Source organism: Pseudomonas sp. LBUM1679, from assembly GCF_059695565.1.
The window spans coordinates 708,173-724,272 of record NZ_CP166774.1; the positions used below are offsets into that span (position 1 = coordinate 708,173).

Here is a 16,100-nt window from a genome sequence, read left to right on the forward strand (position 1 = left end):
ACTCAAGGATGAGTCGCGATGTATATCCCTGCCTTCCACATGAAGGCGATCAACAACAAGAAAACACGGGGAGTTTGTCATGAGTTCAAGTACAACCACGTCCATCCAGGGACAGTCCGGCGGATTGCGCCGGGTCCTGGGGCTGGGCTCGTTGCTGGCCGTTGCGGTGGGCGTCGTGGTCTCGCAGGGCGTCATGGTGCTGATGCTGCAAGGTGCGGGCATTGCCGGTTTCGGTTTCATCATTCCGCTGGCCATCGCGTATGTGCTGGCAATCACCTACGCCTGGTCGTTTTCCGAATTGGCCTTGATGATTCCGAAGGCAGGCAGCCTCAGCAGTTACACGGAAGTGGCGATCGGGCATTTCCCAGCGATTCTGGCGACCTTCTCGGGGTACATGGTGGTGGCGATGTTCGCGCTCTCCGCCGAGCTGCTGTTGCTGGATCTGGTGATCAGCAAGGTCTACCCGGATGTCATTCCGCACATGGTGGTGGCCTACGGGGTGTTGGGGCTGTTCACCGTTTTGAACCTGTTTGGCATTGATGTATTTGCCAAGCTGCAAAACGTGCTGGCGCTGGTGATGGTGGTGATCCTCGTCGCCATGGGCCTGGCTTCGCTGAGTAACGGTCAGGCCAGTCTGCAGTTGCCGCTCGATCAGGGTTGGAACCCGTTGGAATTCGGCGCAATCACCCTGGCGGCCATGGCGGTGTGGGGCTTTGTCGGGGCTGAATTCGTCTGCCCGCTGGTGGAAGAAACCCGCAATCCCGAGCGCAATATTCCGCGTTCGATGACCATCGGTTTGACCGTGATCTTCGGCGTGATCGCGTTGTACTGCTTTGGCGCGCTGCTGTGCATTCCACGTGAGCAACTGGCCAGTGATGCGCTGCCTCACTACCTGCTCGCCACCACCGTTTTCGGTGAGGCAGGCAAGCTGTTCCTGGTGGTCGCGGCCATTACCGCCACTTGCAGCACCGTGAATTCGTCCCTGGCTGCTTTACCCCGCATGCTGTACGGCATGGCGCAAAACGGCCAGGCCTTCCCGCAATTCAAGCGACTCACGGAGCGCGGTCGCACGCCATGGGTGGCGGTGCTGTTTGTTGCCGCGATCACTGGTCTGCCGATCCTCATTCTGGGGCACGACGCTGCCGCGATCAGCTTGCTGCTTCTGGCTGCCGCGCTTGCCTGGCTGCTGGCCTACATCATCGTGCACATCGATGTGATCGCCTTGCGCCGCCGCTATCCCCATCTGGCCCGTCCATTCCGCTCACCCTTCTATCCTTGGCCACAAGTCATTGGCATCGCCGGCATGCTGTTTGCGATCTACCACGTGTCGCCCACGCCGGAGATGACCGCCAGTATTTTTGGCTGTGCCGGTGTGGTGCTGGGCGTGATTTCGCTGATTGCCGTGGTATGGGTCAAGTTCGTGATGCGCAAACCGCTGTTTACGCCCGAGCCACTCATTCAAAACGAATCCCAGGGCAACGACGTGCCGAAGATGACGCCGATCGTTACGGTGTCCGGGAACTGAACCTTTTTTCACTTCAGGAGAATAAAAAATGACAACAGACTACAAACCTCAGCGCGAAACCAAGGACTACCAAGCGGCCGATGCCGCCCACCACATCCACGCATTCCTCGATCAGAAGGCGCTGAACGAAGAAGGCCCACGCGTGATCGTTGGTGGCGAGCGCCTGCATCTGTGGGACAACGACGGCAATCGTTACCTCGATGGCATGTCCGGTTTGTGGTGCACCAACCTCGGTTACGGACGCAAGGATCTGGCCGCGGCGGCGACCCGTCAGCTGGAGCAATTGCCGTACTACAACATGTTCTTCCACACCACTCACCCGGCAGTGGTCGAGCTGTCCGAGCTGCTGTTCAGCCTGCTGCCCAAGCACTACAGCCACGCGATCTACACCAACTCCGGTTCTGAAGCCAACGAGGTACTGATCCGTACGGTGCGCCGTTACTGGCAGGTGCTCGGCAAGCCGCAGAAGAAGGTCATGATTGGTCGCTGGAACGGTTATCACGGCTCTACCTTGGCCGCCAGCGCGATGGGCGGCATGAAGTTCATGCACGAAATGGGCGGTGTGATTCCGGATGTCGCGCACATCGATGAACCGTACTGGTTTGGCCATGAAGGTGATCTGACGCCCGCCGAGTTTGGCTTGCGCGCGGCCCGGCAACTGGAGACCAAGATTCTCGAGCTGGGCGCGGAGAACGTCGCTGCCTTCATCGCCGAGCCGTTCCAGGGCGCTGGCGGCATGATCTTCCCGCCAGAGAGCTACTGGCCGGAAATCCAGCGCATCTGCCGCAAGTACGACGTGCTGCTGTGTGCGGACGAGGTGATCGGTGGCTTCGGGCGTACCGGTGAATGGTTTGCGCACCAACACTTTGATTTCGAGCCGGACACCCTGTCGATTGCCAAGGGCCTGACCTCTGGCTACATCCCTATGGGCGGCCTGATTCTCAGCCGGCGCATCGCCGAGGTGCTGGTCGAGCGGGGCGGTGTATTTGCCCATGGCCTGACCTATTCCGGTCACCCGGTGGCGGCCGCGGTTGCTATTGCCAACCTCACGGCGCTGCGCGATGAGGGTGTCGTCACCCAAGTGAAAAACGACACCGGCCCGTACCTGCAACAGTGTCTGCGCGAGGTATTTGGCAATCACCCGCTGGTGGGTGAGATCCAGGGTGTCGGCCTGGTGGCGGCGTTGCAGTTTGCCGAGGACAAGGCGACCCGCAAGCGCTTCGCCAACGAAGGCGACATCGCCTGGCGCTGCCGCACGATCGGTTTTGAGGAAGGGGTGATCATTCGCTCGACGTTGGGCCGCATGATCATGGCGCCAGCACTGATCGCCACGCGTGCTGAAATTGATGAGCTGGTTGGCAAGACGAAGATTGCTGTTGATAGAACTGCTAAAGAAATTGGCGTGCTTTAAGTAACTATTCTTTCACGCCTTAAATTTGTAGGAGCGAGCTTGCTCGCGAAAAACCAGAGGACGCCACTGGATGTCTGGTTTACGCGTTATCGCTCGCTCCTACAGTTTTTGCATTTATTCAGTGAATACCGAAGTTGGTTGTTAGTTAGTTTTTTCATGGGCAACAACTACAAAAATCATATTTTCGCTATTGGCATTCGCTAAGCACAATAAAACTACCCCGCCAGCAAAGTGATCTACGCGGAATTTAATTGTTTAAACAGCTGATCTGTCGCGACTTGCCGCGCCATAGTCGCCTCTCTGAAGGACACAAGCATGAATGATAAAAAGATAGAAATAGATACGCTTGTCGTTGGGGCCGGCCAGGCTGGCGTCGCCATGAGCGAACACCTGAGCAAACTCGGTGTACCGCACCTGGTGCTGGAGCGTAACCGCATCGCTGAAGCGTGGCGCACCGGGCGTTGGGATTCGTTGGTGGCCAACGGTCCGGTTTGGCATGACCGCTTCCCCGGTCTGGCCTTCGAAGACCTGGAGCCCGATGCCTTTGCCTCTAAAGATCGCGTAGCGGCTTACTTCGAAGCCTACGCCGAGAAGTTCGAAGCGCCGATTCGTACCGGTGTAGAAGTCAAGAAAGTGGTGCGCAACAGCGATCGTCCAGGCTTCACCATAGAAACCTCCGATGGCGTGATTCAGGCCAATCGCGTGGTGGCGGCGACCGGTCCTTTCCAGCGTCCGGTCATCCCACCGATTGCGCCGAAAGACGGCACGATCACGCAGATTCACTCGGCCGAGTATTTCAACCCGCAGCAGCTGCCAGAGGGCGGTGTGCTGGTGGTCGGTGCGGGCTCTTCCGGTGTGCAGATCGCCGATGAATTGCAGCGTGCCGGTAAACACGTCTACCTGTCGGTCGGCCAGCATGACCGTCCGCCTCGTGCCTATCGCAACCGTGACTTCTGCTGGTGGCTGGGGGTGCTTGGGCTTTGGGATGCCGAAGTGATGGAGCCGGGTCGTGAGCACGTCACCATCGCGGTGAGCGGTGCGCGTGGCGGGCAGACCGTCGATTTCCGTGGGCTCGCCAAACAAGGCGTGACGCTGGTAGGGCTGACCCAATCGTTCAACGACGGCGTGGTGACGTTCCAGCAGGATCTGGCGCGCAACATCGCTGCGGGCGACGCGAATTACCTGTCGCTGCTGGACGCGGCGGATGCCTACATCGCACGCAACGGACTCGACCTCCCGGAAGAACCCGAAGCCAGGTTCATGCTTCCCGAACCAGCGTGCGTCAGCAACCCGATTCTCGAACTGGATCTGGCCGAGGCGGGCATCACCTCGATTATTTGGGCCACCGGCTACGCTGTCGATTACAGCTGGCTGCAGGTCGACACCTTTGACGAGAAGGGCAAGCCGCGTCATCAGCGTGGGGTCTCGAACGAGCCAGGTGTCTACTTTGTGGGGCTGCCGTGGCTGTCGCGTCGCGGATCGAGCTTTATCTGGGGCGTTTGGCATGACGCCAAACATGTCGCTGGCCACATTGCCACCCAGCGCCAGTACCTCGAATACCGCGACCCGTCGCAGCGTTAAGAATCGATCGAGGGAAGGGTCCATGGGCCCTTCCCGATCTACACCTTCATCACTCAAGTTTCAGGGGAGTCAGTTGATGCCTACTCACACACGCATTCGCATGTTCAATACCAAGGACACCTATCCCAACCAGTCGCTGGACAATGATCTTTGCCAGGCTGTACGGGCCGGCAACACGGTTTATGTGCGCGGCCAGATCGGCACCGATTTCGATGGCAACCTGGTGGGTCTTGGCGACCCGGGTGCACAAGCCGAGCAGGCGATGAAAAACGTCAAGCAGCTGCTGGAAGAGGCGGGGAGCGATCTTTCCCATATCGTCAAAACCACCACTTACATCATCGACCCGCGTTACCGCGAGCCGGTTTATCAGGTTGTGGGCAAGTGGTTGAAGGGCGTGTTCCCGATCTCGACGGGGCTGGTCATTTCCGGGCTGGGTCAACCGCAGTGGCTGATGGAAATCGATGTGATCGCCGTCATCCCGGACGACTGGCAAGCGAAGTAAACCCCGATCCCTGTGGGAGCGAGCCTGCTCGCGAAAAACGTCCAGGCAACGCGTTCATTCAGACAGGGCACGTATTCGTTGACGACCATCGTCGGAACGCCGCCCGGAGCAGGCTCGCTCCCACAGGTTATGAGGCGGACGCTAAGGCGCGGCGGGGAGGAGGAACCGCGCTATCACCGGCAAATGATCGGAAATGCGCAACGTATCATCCTGCCTCACCGTTGCCTCGACCCGTTTGAGCCGCGGGCTGTAGAACAGGTAATCGACCGTCCGGTCCGGGCCGTTCAAGCCCGGATCATTCGGATAATGGGTCAGCCAGCGCGCCCGGTCGACACCGCTGGCTTCGTTGTTGGTCGGGATCATCGGGTACTTGTCCCACAACACATGCAGCGCGCTGTCGGCGGAGTAGACCGTGCGTTGCGCGTCGGGCAGGCGTCGGTATTGCCCCAGCGGCAGCAGATCGAAGTCGCCGCCGATCAGCCACGGTGTTCCGCGGCTTTCGAGCTTGTCGAGGACTTTGGCCACGGCGCTTACCTGGGCTTGCAGCGTATCGTCGAGAGGGATGACGCGATCCAGATGGGTATTGAGCACTGCGACCTGAGCGCCGTCGCTCAACGGCAGGTAGGTGACCAACAAGGCGTTTTTCGGTTTGAACTGACGGCTGACCAGGTTGGCCGGCGCCACCGGCAATTGCAGGCGTTCGGCGTGTCCGATCCGGTAGCGGCTGAGGGTCGCCAGTTGCCGGCCGACGCTGCCGAAGATATGCGGTTCAGGCACGAAGTCGGCCTTCCAGTCGAAGGCGTGAGCGCTGCACGGATACAGATCGGTGAGCCGTTCCTGGAGCAGTTTGAGCTGGTTCTGGTAGTCGGTGGCCTTGGCGCCGTCGTCGAGTTCTTGCAACAGCACGATGTCCGGCTGTTCGTCACGGATCACCCGTGCCACTTCATCGAGACTGAAGGCCATGTCTTCGGCGGTGGGGCTTTCGTCGTTGCCGGCGGCCAGGTCATTCCAGAACACGTAGCGTTTGCCCGCCAGAAACTGAACGTTCCAGGTCATCACCTTCAACGCCTGGCCGGGGACCAGGGTTGGCGCCTGGGCGCTGCAACTGACCGGCAGCGCCTCCCTGGCTTCGGGGCGCCAGGTCAGGCTGTAGATCAGCACGCCCATCAGGCAGACGATCAGCAGGGCCAGCAGGGTGTAGCGCAGTAGACGGGTCATGGCTCGGCTTATCGCGTTACAAAAGTTGCCCCGAGCATAACCGAGAGCCGAGCCCAAGCCCATGGGGTAGAGCGGTCAGAGTGATCCGTCGGTTTTCTCTGGCACGGCGCTGATCAGCATGAACAAGCGGAACAGCACCACGCTGGTGAACAGTTGCAAAAAGCTGTGGGCACTGTCGATCAGCACGGCAACCACCGGGTTCTGCGGTTCCGGATACGCCTGCAGGGTCACGCCCTTGAGCAACCACAACGGGGCCATCACACACAGAATGCACACCAGGATGCGCAGGAAGTTGCCGCGGGTCAGGCGCAGGCTTTCCTTCATCGCCGCCAGCGGGGCCATACCGCGCAACACCAGCAGGTATTCGCCGAACGCCAGCGTCACCATCAGCCAGATGCCCGGCAGGAAATACAGCGACAGGCCGATCAATATCAGCAGGGTATTGAGCGCGGTGAGCAGGGCGAAACGCGGCCACAAGGTCGCGGACATGGCCAGCAGGTCACGGTTGCGCGGTGACTCGCCACGGCTGCGGGCATCGAGAAACAGAATCAGCGCGGCGGTGTACAGCGGGTAGACCAGCAAACCGACCATCACGCTGATGCCGGGGAAACCGTCCGGCTCGGTGGAGTGGTCGACGACTTGTTGCAGCAGCGCTTCGAAAATCACCAGCGGCAGGCACAGTTGAACGATCTGGCCCAGATTGCGCTTGAAGAAATACAGGGAGTCACGCAGTACATCTAACGGATTCATCAGTCGGTATCGCAGGTTGAAAGCAGTGCTCCACTTTAACCGATGAAGCCCTTCGGGGCGCAAACGTAAACGTTCGGTAAAGGTCATTGAAACATCCTGTATCAGCCTCCATTACGGAGGGGCACCTTTTCCGTCGTGGAAAAGGGTGACGATATTCCCGGCAATCTGCGAGGTCGCCATGAACAGCGAAGAACAAACCCTGATCGATGGACTGTTTTCCCGGCTGCAACAAGCCGAAACGGACTCAGCCCCGCGCGACGCCCAGGCCGAGGCGCGGATCAAGGAACACCTGACTCGCCAGCCAGCGGCAGGCTATTTCATGACCCAGGCGATTCTGGTGCAAGAGGCAGCGCTCAAAAGCCTCGATGAGCAGAACAAACAACTGGCCCGGCAAGTCCAGCAATTGCAGGCTGAACTGCAATCGGCCAAGACTCAGGCAGTAGCTCCGGCACCGGCCAGTGGTGGCTTTTTGTCGAGTATCTTCGGCGGCGGCCCCCGTGATCCGCAGCCGGCACCGACTCAAAGTGCACCCGTATCGAGCGGGGGCGGCTGGCGTGAACCGGCGCGGCCCTCGTTCAATTCGCAACCGCCTCAGCAAAGCTTTGGTGCCGCGCCACCTCAGCAGAACTACGCGCCGCAACAACAGGCTGGCAGCGGTTTTCTCGGCGGGGCACTGAAAACGGCGGCTGGCGTGGCCGGTGGCGTGATGCTGGCACAAGGCATCAGCAGCCTGTTCCACCACAATCAGCAGCCGGAAGTGGTTGAGGTCATCAAGGAAGAACCGGCTCAGGTCAACGATCAGGGCGACAGCGGCAATGGCTGGGGCGATGACCAGCGAGTGGCTGACAACGCCAGTGATCAGGGCGGATTCGCCGACGCGGACTACAGTGACGACAGCTCATCGTTCTTCGGCGGCGACGACGATTCCTTCGTCTGACACTCATCCGTGGCGAGGGAGCTTGCTCCCGCTGGACTGCACAGCAGGCCCCTCGAGTTCTAAAGGGGACGCCATACGCCGTAGCGCCATCCCGGCCCAGCGGGGGCAAGCTCCCTCGCCACAGGGCCGATTATTCGCGGAACACGCCTTCAGGCTGGCATACTGGGCCACTTTTCGGGCCTGGTGCCTGATCCTGTCCGCGCGCCAGCGCCCCAATGAGGATGCACGGTGAAAAAGATCGCAGTATTCGCCGATGTCCAGAACCTCTATTACACCGTGCGTCAGGCCTATGGTTGTCACTTCAACTATGCCGCGCTGTGGGCTGACATCAGCAAGCAGGGTGAGATTGTCGAGGCCTATGCCTACGCGATCGATCGCGGCGACAGCAAACAACAACAGTTCCAGCAGATCCTGCGCAATCTCGGTTTCACCGTGAAGCTCAAGCCCTACATCCAGCGCAGCGACGGCTCGGCCAAGGGCGACTGGGATGTGGGCATCACCCTCGATATCATGGACGCCGCCGATCATGTCGATGAAGTGGTGCTGGCCTCCGGCGACGGTGATTTCGACATGCTGCTGGAGCGCATCATCGCCAAGCACGGCGTGCAAGCGGTGGCCTACGGCGTGCCGGGCCTGACGGCCAACTCGCTGATCCGTGCCGCCAGCCGCTACGTGCCGATCGAAGGCGCGTTGTTGCTCAAGAATTGATTTTTACGGAGTTGAAACAGGTTTGGAACGCATAGCAGTCATCGACTTTGAAACCACCGGAATCTCCCCGAGCAGCAGCTGCCGGGCCACGGAAATCGCCGTGGTGATCCTTGAACAGGGGCGCATCGTCGAGCGATACCAAAGCCTGATGAACGCCGGCGTGCGCGTGCCGGCCTTCATCGAACAACTCACCGGCATCAGCAATGCCATGTTGCGCACCGCGCCATCGGCCGAGCAGGTGATGAACGAAGTCAACGAGTTCGTCGGCATCACCCCGCTGCTGGCTCACAACGCCGCGTTCGACCAGAAGTTCTGGGACTTCGAGCTGGGGCGGATCAAACGTACGCGCCTGCAGAACTTCGCGTGCTCGCTGCTCCTCGCCCGCCGCCTGATGCCCGCTGCGCCGAACCACAAACTCGGGACCCTCACCACCTTCGCCAAACTGCCCCACACCGGCCAGGCTCACCGGGCCATGGCCGATGCCGAAATGGCGGCCAACCTGACCGCGCACCTGGCTCAGGAACTGCGGCAGAAGCACGGGTTGCGGGAGTTGTCCCATGATCTGCTGGTCAGTTTGCAGAAAGTGCCGGCGGCGAAGATCAATGAGCATCTCAAGCGCCATCGCGGATTCTGACTGAAATACCGCAATTCCCCTGTAGGAGCCGGCTTGCTGGCGAAAGCGGTTCATCATTCAACAGTGATGTCGACTGATACACCGCTTTCGCCAGCAAGCCGGCTCCTACAAGGTCGGTGTTCAATCTCAAACCTTGTGTTTAACCACTCCTCAAAATCGACGATTGCTCCTACAAAATATTGGGAATTTGTCCCTCTTGCCCCGTACCTGCGGCATCGATAACCTCTGGGACGTCGCTGCCAATTCAGCGACCGGGACTGCAAGCCCGCCGATAGTTTGGTAGACGCCTAACGGCACACCTATAATCGCGTCGCTTTATTTGTGACCATCGATTTTATGGTAGCTGTGTGCGGGAGACCTTCGGGTCTGCCGGGGTTGTCTACTGACTCGGTCTTGCAGACCCGCACATAGCTGCCACCCATCATCTGCAAGTGATGTTGGCGGCTCCAACTTTCAGTAGGAAATTCGCCATGATCAAAGTCACCCCCAATCCCCCCGAAGACTCTGCGCAATCAGCCGCGTACGAAGCTCACTACCTCCCTAAAACATTCATCCGTCACCACATCCAGCTACGTGCGCTTTTATTGCACGCGGAACCCTGGTTCTGCGCCCGTGATATCGGCCGGTTGATGGGTGTGGATATAAACGGCAGACAAGCGCTCAAGCTCGATGCTGATCAGCGGCGGATGATGCGTTTGTCTGAAAACGATGACTTGCAAGAGACCTTGATGCTGAGTGAGTCAGGCGTTTACGCGATGCTGGTCTATCACTACTGCCCGGAAAACCGCCATTTGCGGCGTTGGCTGACCCACCATGTGGTGCCGATGTTGCGGGAGGAGGCGGGGGCCGTTTCGACTCAAGCGCCGCATATGCGGGCGATGGAGTGGGCCGGTGGGACGCTGAGGCTGCTGCATTGGCGCAAAGAACCTTGGGTTCGCCTGCGCGATTTGCCCGGTTTGTTGTCTGCCAGTTATAGCGGCGTTTGATAGATCGCTTCGCCAGCAAGCCGGCTCCTAAAGGATGGCATCGTACCTGTGGGAGCGGGCTTGCCCGCGATAGCGGAGTGTCAGTCAACAAAGATGTTGAATGTGATGGCCTCATCGCGGGCAAGCCCGCTCCCACATGGGCCGTGTTCCATCACGCCTTGCCATTCCCGTCCAGCTGTCTCAGCGGTACACGCTTCTCTATCGCGCTCGACAACACGATCGACGTCTTGCTGAACCCGAATTTGGCAATCTTGTTGATCAACTCCTCCAGTTCCGGCATCGAACCCACCGCCGCCTGCATGATCACGCACGGATCACCCGTCACCCGATGGCACTCCGTCAGTTGCGGGATTTTGATCAGGTCGTCGTAGGCCTTCTGGTTGCCGTGCTGGTTCAGGCGCAGTTCAATGACGCACTGGATCGGCAGACCGAGTTTGGCCATGTCGACTTTCGCCTGATAACCGGTAATCACCCCGCAGGCTTCAAGTTTGGCCACGCGCTCGGCCACGGCCGGGGCCGACAGGTTGACCTTGCGGGCCAGGTCGGCGTAGGACGCACGACCGTTTTCCAACAGGGCGCCGAGGAGCATGCGGTCGTATTTATCCATCGTCTTACTCCTGAAAAATACCCGACTTTCGAAAGCACGGTTTATAGCCCTGATCTCCGTGTTTTGAAAAGTGTACCGGCGCTATAAACAGGTTTTGTAACTTATTTTCTGCTGTTCGCCTTTCTAGAATAGCTGTTCACTTGTCTTGCCTGCGAGTCGCCCAATGCCTGGCCTACGTCGTTTCCCTTTACCGTTGATCGCCGCCTTTTTTGCGTTGTACGTGATTTGGGGTTCGACTTACCTGGTGATTCGCATCGGTGTGGAGTACTGGCCGCCGTTGCTGCTTGCCGGTATTCGCTTCGTGATCGCCGGATCGCTGATGTACGCCTTCCTGCGCTGGCGCGGGGCACCGGCACCGACCTGGGCACAGTGGAAAGCCGCGGGGATCATCGGGATTTTGCTGCTGACGTGCGGCAACGGTGCGGTCAGTGTGGCCGAACATACGGGCGTGGCCTCTGGCGTGGCCGCGCTGGCAGTGGCGACAGTGCCGCTGTTTACCTTGCTCTGCGGCTATTTCTGGGGCGCGCGTAATACCCGTCTCGAATGGGCGGGGATTGCGCTCGGGCTGATTGGCATCGCTATGCTCAACCTTGGCTCGAACTTGCAATCGAGCCCGCTGGGCGCGGGATTGCTGATCTTCGCGGCAGCTTCCTGGGCCTTCGGCTCGGTGTGGAGCAAACACTTGCCGTTGCCCCAGGGCGCGATGGCCAGTGCCGTGGAAATGCTGGTGGGCGGCGTAGCCCTGCTGATCGGCAGTGCGCTGAGCGGTGAGCATCTGGAGGCCATGCCGCCGATCGAAGGTTGGGCAGCCCTGGCCTACCTGACGTTCTTCGGCTCGATCATCGCCTTCAACGCTTACATGTACCTGTTGAAAAACGTGCGTCCGGCGGCGGCCACCAGTTATGCCTACGTCAACCCGGCGGTGGCGGTGTTGCTGGGGATCGTGTTTGTGGGCGAGACCATTGGTATCGAAGAAGCGTTGGCCATGTTGGTGATCATCAGTGCCGTGGTGCTGATCGGTTTGCCGCAGTGGCGCCGGGCTCCCAAACGACCTGCTGCCGTGGTACGGACAGAATCGAGCGTGAATTAGGGTAAACTGCGCGCCATTGCATCTTGTTTTGCACACTTGTTTTGAAAAACCCGCGCTGAATTTTCCTACGGTAATCCCATGACTTTCGCCTCCCTTGGCCTGATCGAACCCTTGCTGCGCTCTCTCGAGACGCTCGGCTACCAGACCCCGACGCCGGTTCAGGCGCAAGCCATTCCGGCAGTGCTGGACGGTCGCGACCTGATGGCCGCCGCCCAGACCGGCACTGGCAAGACCGCCGGTTTCGCGTTGCCGCTCCTGCAATTGCTGGCCATGGAAGGTCCGAAAGTCACCGCCAATTCGGTGCGTGCCCTGATCCTGGTGCCCACTCGCGAACTGGCTGAACAGGTTCACGAGGCGGTGCGTCAGTACGCCGAGAACCTGCCGTTGAGCACCTATGCGGTGTACGGCGGCGTCAGCATCAACCCGCAAATGATGAAACTGCGCAAAGGCGTCGACCTGTTGGTGGCGACGCCGGGGCGCTTGCTTGACCTGTTCCGGCAGAACGCGCTGAAGTTCAACCAGCTGCAAACCCTGGTGCTGGACGAAGCCGATCGCATGCTCGACCTGGGCTTTTCCGAGGAACTGGGGAACATTTACCGGGTGCTGCCGAAGAAGCGTCAGACGCTGTTGTTCTCCGCGACATTCTCCGACGCGATCCGCCTGCTGGCCGGGCAAATGCTCAACGATCCGCTGAGCATTGAAGTCAGCCCGCGCAACGTGGCTGCCAACACTGTTAAACAGTGGGTGGTAACGGTGGACAAGAAGCGCAAGCCGGAGCTGTTCGTGCACTTGATGCGCAAGGGCAAGTGGAAGCAGGTGCTGGTGTTCGCCAAGACCCGTAACGGCGTGGACGCTCTGGTGGAAAAACTCCAGGGCCTGGGCATCAATGCCGATGGCATCCATGGCGACAAACCCCAGGCAACCCGCCAGCGCGCTCTGGACCGTTTCAAACTCAGCGAAGTGCAGATCCTGGTAGCCACCGACGTCGCGGCCCGTGGCCTGGATATCGAAGACTTGCCGTTGGTGGTCAATTTCGACCTGCCGATCGTGGCCGAAGACTATATCCACCGGATCGGCCGTACTGGCCGTGCGGGTGCAACCGGCGAGGCCATTTCCCTGGTGTGCGCCGATGAAGTGAACCTGCTGTCGGCCATCGAGACCTTGACCCGTCAGACGCTGACTCGCCAGATGGAACAGGATTTCGAACCCGAGCACCGGGTGCCGGATACCGATGCCAGCGGTCAGGTGGTCAAGAAGCCGAAAAAACCGAAAAAGCCGAAGACCTCGGGCGGCGGCAAGCGCAACCTGGGTAAATGGGTCGAGAGCGGTGACGCGTCGGCGCCGGAACCTTCGATCAAGCCTGTGCGAAAAGTGCCGGTGTTCAACACTGGGCCGCGCAAGCGTAAGCCTTGATTATCTGCGGCGTCTGCTAAGCCCTCATCGTCGGAACGCCGCCCGGAGCAAGCTCGCTCCCACAGGTGACCGAATTCTCTATGGAAGAACTCGGTCACCTGTGGGAGCGAGCTTGCTCGCGATGGGCGCGGCGCGGTCTCCCACAATGACCGAATTCTCTCTGGAAGAATTCGGTCACTTGTGTGAGCGAGCCTGCTCGCGAAGGGCGCGGCGCGGTCTTCAGCCCTTGCGCTTCAACCACTCCACCATCCCCAACCCAGCCGCCCGCCCACTGGCGAAACACGCGGTCAGCAGATAGCCGCCCGTCGGCGCTTCCCAATCCAGCATCTCTCCGGCACAGAACACGCCAGGCAGTTGCTTGAGCATCAAACGTTGATCCATCGACTCGAACATTACGCCACCGGCGCTGCTGATGGCCTCGTCCAGTGGACGGGTTTTCACCAAAGTCAGTGGCAATGCCTTGATCGCTCTGGCCAGCGACGCGGGATCAGCAAAGCACTCGGCCGCGGTCACCTCTCGCAGCAACGCCGCTTTTACACCCTCGAGCCCAAGCTGACTGTGCAGGTGTTTAGCCATGGAGCGCGAACCCCGTGGCTTGCTCAGCGCCGCCTGGACTTTATCCACAGGCCTGCCCGGCAGCAGGTCGAGATGAACAGTCGCCGAGCCCTGCAGGTTGATGGCTTCGCGGATCGGTGCAGACAGGGCGTAGATCAAGCTGCCTTCAACCCCCGTCGCTGTAATCACACATTCCCCGAGCCTCGGGACGTCGTCATTAACACCGATCGCGATATTTTTCAGTGGCGCGCCGGCGAATTTACTGACCATCAACTCGCTCCAGGCCTGCACTTCGAAGCCGCAATTGCTCGGTTGCAACGGCGCCAGTTCCACGCCGCGCTGTTCCAGCGGCAGCATCCAGGCGCCGTCCGAACCGAGGCGCGACCAACTGCCGCCGCCGAGGGCCAACAAGGTTGCGTCGGCTTGAAGGGTTTTTTCGCCATCGGGGCAAGACACTTTCAGACTGCCATCGCTGTTCCAGCCGAGCCAGCGGTGGCGGGTGTGGATAACGACCCCGGCGTCTCGCAGGCGTTTGAGCCAGGCGCGCAACAGCGGCGCGGCTTTCATGTCGGTTGGAAACACTCGGCCGGAGCTGCCGACGAAGGTGTCGATGCCCAGGTCATGAATCCATTGGCACAGTGCGTCGGCGCCGAATGAGCGCACCAGCGGTGCAATCTGCGGCGCCCGTTCGGCATAGCGTGAAAGGAATGCCGGGTAGGCTTCGGAGTGGGTGATGTTCATGCCCCCGACTCCGGCCAGCAGGAATTTTCGCCCAACCGAAGGCATGCCGTCGTACAGGTCGACCTTGATCCCGGCCTGGCTCAACACTTCAGCCGCCATCAGGCCGGCGGGGCCGCCGCCGATGATGGCGACGTGAGGGGGGAGGGTAGAGGAGGATTGGGTCATGGAATGCGCTGCGGTTCGGCGGAATGAAGCCGGGCATTCTATCAGCACAGATCCCTGTGGGAGCGAGCTTGCTCGCGATGAGGCAGGCACATTCAGCATCTTTGTTGACTGACAGTCCGCTATCGCGGGCAAGCCCGCTCCCACAGGGATTATTGGTGCGCTCAAGATGTGATCAAAAAACAACCACCGCTCTGAAGGCTATACCCCGCATGGCCTGCAGCCCCTTTCACTCAGGTTATCCACAGGCGGTTCCACAGCCATTGTGGGTAAAGACCCACATCTCAATGACAACCTGATGACTGCCAGACCCTTTGGGCGCTGTGATGCAGGATCCCATGACGACGCGCCAGGGCCTTGCGGTCCTTGCTGTAGCCGCCGCCGATCACCCCCATCAGCGGAATATCCCGGCCCAGGCAATGCCGCATCACGCTTTCATCGCGAGCGGCGACGCCTTCGTCCGTCAGTTTCAGGTAGCCGAGTGCGTCATCCTTATGCACATCGACACCCGCGTCATACAGCACCAGGTCAGGCTGGTAGAGCGGCAGCAAATAGTTGAGCGCATCGTCCACGACCTTCAGGTAATCGGCATCGCCCATGCCCATCGGCAGGGGAATATCCCAGTCGCTTTCGGCCTTGCGTGCAGGAAAATTCTTTTCGCAGTGAAGGGAAACGGTTATGGCCTCCGGGGTGTTGTGCAGGATTCGTGCAGTCCCGTCACCCTGATGCACATCGCAATCGAAGATCAGCACCCGATTCACACGGCCACTTTCCAGCAGGAAGTGGCTGATCACCGCCAGGTCATTGAAAATGCAGAACCCGGCGGGATGGTCGTAGTGCGCATGGTGGGTGCCGCCCGCCAGATGGCAGGCCAGACCATGTTCCAGCGCCTGCTCGGCCGCCAGCAGGGACCCGCCAACCGCCCGCACCGTACGCCGGGCCAGGGCTTCGCTCCAGGGCAGGCCGAGACGCCGCTGGTCTTCGCGGGACAACTCGCCGCCCATGTAGCGTTCGATATACGCAGGGTCATGAGCGAGGGCGAGAATCTCTGGCGGGCAGAGCGCCGGGCGCAGCAGGTCGGTGTCTCGGGTCAGTCCGCTGTCCACCAGGTGATCGCGCAGCAGGCGAAACTTGTCCATGGGGAAGCGGTGATCCGCCGGGAACTCGGGACTGTAGTCTTCGTGGTAGATCAACGGCAGGGGCATGACTGATTTATCGAGGAAGGCATGTAGGAATGAATCAAGGATCCTACCAGCGATCTAGACTTGCGGCATGGGAAA

At 60.1% G+C, this 16,100-nt stretch carries 15 protein-coding genes; 10 read left to right on the plus strand and 5 right to left on the minus strand.

The window, feature by feature from the left end; all coding sequences use genetic code 11:
* Nucleotides 1-79: 79 nt before the first annotated feature.
* The 4 genes from ACA062_RS03175 to ACA062_RS03190 all read left to right on the plus strand — a co-directional run bounded on the left by ACA062_RS03175 (nucleotide 80) and on the right by ACA062_RS03190 (nucleotide 5,019).
* A complete protein-coding gene (locus ACA062_RS03175) occupies nucleotides 80-1,525 on the plus strand; it encodes an amino acid permease (protein ID WP_497455182.1) in 1,446 nt (481 codons plus the stop codon).
* 28 nt (nucleotides 1,526-1,553) lie between these two features.
* Entirely contained in the window at nucleotides 1,554-2,936 is a 1,383-nt protein-coding gene (locus ACA062_RS03180) for an aspartate aminotransferase family protein (RefSeq protein WP_497455183.1), read from the plus strand.
* A 315-nt stretch (nucleotides 2,937-3,251) separates the two neighbouring features.
* Entirely contained in the window at nucleotides 3,252-4,517 is a 1,266-nt protein-coding gene (locus ACA062_RS03185) for a flavin-containing monooxygenase (protein WP_497455184.1), read from the plus strand.
* A gap of 76 nt (nucleotides 4,518-4,593) precedes the next feature.
* The gene (locus ACA062_RS03190) at nucleotides 4,594-5,019 is read left to right on the plus strand and encodes a RidA family protein (RefSeq protein ID WP_128874422.1); all 426 of its coding nucleotides are present in this window, start codon (nucleotides 4,594-4,596) and stop codon (nucleotides 5,017-5,019) included.
* 141 nt (nucleotides 5,020-5,160) lie between these two features.
* Here the strand turns inward: ACA062_RS03190 and ACA062_RS03195 are convergent, their stop codons facing one another.
* Together ACA062_RS03195 and ACA062_RS03200 are read right to left on the minus strand one after the other, a co-directional pair.
* Nucleotides 5,161-6,237 (minus strand): endonuclease/exonuclease/phosphatase family protein, encoded by a 1,077-nt coding sequence (locus ACA062_RS03195; protein ID WP_497455185.1) that lies wholly within the window; start codon nucleotides 6,235-6,237, stop codon nucleotides 5,161-5,163.
* Nucleotides 6,238-6,312: 75 nt separating this feature from the next.
* The gene (locus tag ACA062_RS03200) at nucleotides 6,313-6,987 is read right to left on the minus strand and encodes a YciC family protein (RefSeq protein ID WP_497455186.1); all 675 of its coding nucleotides are present in this window, start codon (nucleotides 6,985-6,987) and stop codon (nucleotides 6,313-6,315) included.
* A gap of 178 nt (nucleotides 6,988-7,165) precedes the next feature.
* Between ACA062_RS03200 and ACA062_RS03205 the strand changes: the two genes are divergently transcribed.
* From ACA062_RS03205 to ACA062_RS03220, 4 genes are all read left to right on the plus strand, one after another.
* The gene (locus ACA062_RS03205; RefSeq protein WP_497455187.1) at nucleotides 7,166-7,924 is read left to right on the plus strand and encodes a DUF2076 domain-containing protein; all 759 of its coding nucleotides are present in this window, start codon (nucleotides 7,166-7,168) and stop codon (nucleotides 7,922-7,924) included.
* Nucleotides 7,925-8,152: 228 nt separating this feature from the next.
* Nucleotides 8,153-8,632 (plus strand): LabA-like NYN domain-containing protein, encoded by a 480-nt coding sequence (locus ACA062_RS03210; RefSeq protein WP_064675757.1) that lies wholly within the window; start codon nucleotides 8,153-8,155, stop codon nucleotides 8,630-8,632.
* A gap of 22 nt (nucleotides 8,633-8,654) precedes the next feature.
* Nucleotides 8,655-9,266 (plus strand): 3'-5' exonuclease, encoded by a 612-nt coding sequence (locus tag ACA062_RS03215; RefSeq protein ID WP_283189176.1) that lies wholly within the window; start codon nucleotides 8,655-8,657, stop codon nucleotides 9,264-9,266.
* Between the two features lie 470 nt (nucleotides 9,267-9,736).
* Entirely contained in the window at nucleotides 9,737-10,252 is a 516-nt protein-coding gene (locus ACA062_RS03220; protein ID WP_497455188.1) for a BRO-N domain-containing protein, read from the plus strand.
* Between the two features lie 151 nt (nucleotides 10,253-10,403).
* On the opposite strand, the gene ACA062_RS03225 is transcribed toward ACA062_RS03220, so the two are convergent.
* Nucleotides 10,404-10,859: an Lrp/AsnC family transcriptional regulator gene (locus tag ACA062_RS03225; RefSeq protein ID WP_497455189.1), complete on the minus strand. Its 456-nt coding sequence runs from the start codon at nucleotides 10,857-10,859 to the stop codon at nucleotides 10,404-10,406.
* Nucleotides 10,860-11,022: 163 nt separating this feature from the next.
* Between ACA062_RS03225 and yedA the strand changes: the two genes are divergently transcribed.
* On the plus strand, nucleotides 11,023-11,949 hold the full coding sequence (yedA, locus tag ACA062_RS03230) for a drug/metabolite exporter YedA (protein WP_497455190.1): 927 nt from the start codon (nucleotides 11,023-11,025) through the stop codon (nucleotides 11,947-11,949).
* A 78-nt stretch (nucleotides 11,950-12,027) separates the two neighbouring features.
* On the plus strand, nucleotides 12,028-13,362 hold the full coding sequence (gene rhlE1, locus ACA062_RS03235; protein ID WP_497455191.1) for an RNA helicase RhlE1: 1,335 nt from the start codon (nucleotides 12,028-12,030) through the stop codon (nucleotides 13,360-13,362).
* A 219-nt stretch (nucleotides 13,363-13,581) separates the two neighbouring features.
* On the opposite strand, the gene ACA062_RS03240 is transcribed toward rhlE1, so the two are convergent.
* Nucleotides 13,582-14,823, minus strand: coding sequence for a TIGR03862 family flavoprotein (locus ACA062_RS03240; protein WP_497455192.1), 1,242 nt, complete (start codon nucleotides 14,821-14,823; stop codon nucleotides 13,582-13,584).
* A gap of 281 nt (nucleotides 14,824-15,104) precedes the next feature.
* Entirely contained in the window at nucleotides 15,105-16,025 is a 921-nt protein-coding gene (locus tag ACA062_RS03245; protein WP_497455193.1) for a histone deacetylase family protein, read from the minus strand.
* Between the last annotated feature and the right edge of the window lie 75 nt (nucleotides 16,026-16,100).